General features: G+C 30.5%; 1 protein-coding gene and 1 pseudogene. Both read left to right on the plus strand.

What is annotated here, in order from left to right; translation table 11 throughout:
* The first annotated feature begins 72 nt into the window (after nt 1-72).
* Nucleotides 73-396, plus strand: coding sequence for a GNAT family N-acetyltransferase (locus tag ACPC58_RS11585; protein WP_434066029.1), 324 nt, complete (start codon nt 73-75; stop codon nt 394-396).
* Between the two features lie 688 nt (nt 397-1,084).
* Nucleotides 1,085-1,488: pseudogene (locus ACPC58_RS11590) on the plus strand (transposase); the annotation flags it as partial.
* Nucleotides 1,489-1,619: the final 131 nt, after the last annotated feature.

The following is a 1,619-nucleotide window of genomic DNA, read 5'->3' on the forward strand; positions in this document are numbered from 1 at the left end:
AGTGAGTGCCTCTGATGTCTGAATTGAAGATATCAGAGGTTTTGTTTTCTAGCGCTATTGTAGACAATAGTAATTGATAATAAAATTATTGGAAGTGCTAGCCTCAATTCGGTTAGTCTAAAAGATAAGGAAAAACATAGAGGTGTAATTGGTCTTTCAATTTTAAAAGAATATTGGGGTCTTGCAATTGGCAATATCTTATTTTCTACAATAATAGAGTTGGGTAAAGAAGCACAATACAAACAATTAGAACTTCAAGTAGTGTCCAATAATACTAGTGCAATATCATTGTATAAAAAATACAATTTCATAAAATATGGTGAAAACCCTAAAGCCTTTTTAAATAGAGAAAATAAATATCAATCAATTGATTATATGAGACTAGAGATAGAATAACAAAATGTCCTTCAGAAATATTCCTGAAGGACATTTTCTGTTAATAATTTACTGCTTTACAATTGGTACCTAAACTCATGATGCATCAACAAGAACTAAAATTAATCAGAAAATATTTAAACTAGATTGGGTTAGCTCAATCTTTTTTTGTTAAAAGTAAAATACATCTATTAAAACAAAATAAATGAAATTACAAGATCCCCGTAACTCTACCTTTTTACTTAAAACCATTAGAAACCCTGATTTAATAAGGTTTTAGATTATAATATTACACTCTTACTGAAGTGAAATAAGCATTCAATACGAATCAATACATAAGAAAAACGCTGATTTTAAGCGTTTTTTCTTTTTATCAAATGTAGTATATTGCACTATATTTCAATTCAAACTCTACCTTTTTCTCTACCTTTTTTCGTAAGACCTGGTTTATCAGGTTTTGATTTCATATTTCTTGAAAAAGCTTTAAAACTAGCCCTTGACGGCTTTTTATTTTGTTCGAAATTTGACTATATTTCATCTAATTTGAAATAACTCAGTTAACTTATCCAACATAGTATACGATGTTTGAAGGAAGTTAGTTCTAGTTTCCTTATATTCTAAAACCTGTAATATTTTGACATCATCACTAACCGATGTTATCCTTAAATCTTAGAGTCACTATTGTATAATTTAGACAAAGGACAAAAACATGAAAAAACGATACTCAAAAGAATTTAAAGAAATCCTTATCGCCTTCTATCACTCTGGTCAATCCGTCACCCAGCTGTCTAAAGAATACGACGTGGCCCCTGCAACAATTTATAAATGGATAGACCTCTACTCTAAATCTAATGAAAGCTCCGTCTCTAAAGCTGATTTTCTAGAATTAAAAAGACAACTGGCTAAAGTTAAGGAAGAACGAGACATCTTAAAAAAAGTATTGACCATATTCGCCGAGAAAAAGAAGTGAGTGCTGCGGATATGGCTCAAACTATACAAACTTTAGCACTCAATGTCAGACTAAGCTGTCAACTCCTTGATGTTCCTGAATCAAGTTATTATGAACGGATTAACCGACATCCATCTAAAACTCAATTAAGGAGACAATACCTTGAAAAGTGTTGCCTTTTCATTTATTCTAAAGACAATTTATGCTAAATCAATGCTGATACTGTCAATAATTATGTGTAAACACTCAAGTAGAGTTGAAGAATGTTAATCAAATAAGCTTTCAAGTGTGTCAG

Source organism: Streptococcus sp. VTCC 12905, assembly GCF_049893385.1.
In the GTDB taxonomy this organism is placed as follows: Bacteria; Bacillota; Bacilli; order Lactobacillales; family Streptococcaceae; genus Streptococcus; species Streptococcus suis_AA.